Origin of the sequence: Streptomyces californicus, from assembly GCF_000717645.1 — a bacterium.
Lineage (GTDB): Bacteria > Actinomycetota > Actinomycetes > Streptomycetales > Streptomycetaceae > Streptomyces > Streptomyces californicus.
Genome location: NZ_JNZZ01000085.1, coordinates 1 through 386 on the forward strand (window position 1 = coordinate 1; position 386 = coordinate 386).

Consider the following 386-nt stretch of genomic DNA (forward strand, 5'->3'; position numbering starts at 1 on the left):
GCACTATCTCGTGCCGCGACACATCGGCCGGAGCGGCCTTCGTCCAGGCCGACGCGAAGGCCGCCGCGGAGGCACAGCAGCGGGCCAACGCTTCGGGCGGGCGGGCCACGGTCAGATTCCAAAGCTTCGCCACCGCCTATGTCGATGCCCTGGCGGTGGGCACCACCGAGATCGACAGCCTTCTTGAGGAACAGGAGGAGCAACGCAAGAACGCGCATTGCACTGTTCGGCCGATGGTCCCCGCCCGATACTCCGCCGATGGCCCGCAGATCGTCTACGCGGGCTTGGTGGCAGCGGATGGGCCCCTCAAGCGCCCCTGCGCCAGGTACAAGGAGGACCTCGCAGCGGCAGAAGCTGCCAATCCGCTGATTTCCGGCCTGAGGAAG

1 protein-coding gene is annotated in these 386 nt (G+C 67.4%); it reads left to right on the forward strand.

What is annotated here, in order from left to right; all coding sequences use genetic code 11:
• The coding region (locus IF19_RS1000000137915) for a hypothetical protein (RefSeq protein ID WP_032788777.1) at window positions 1-386 on the forward strand (386 nt) is incomplete at both ends.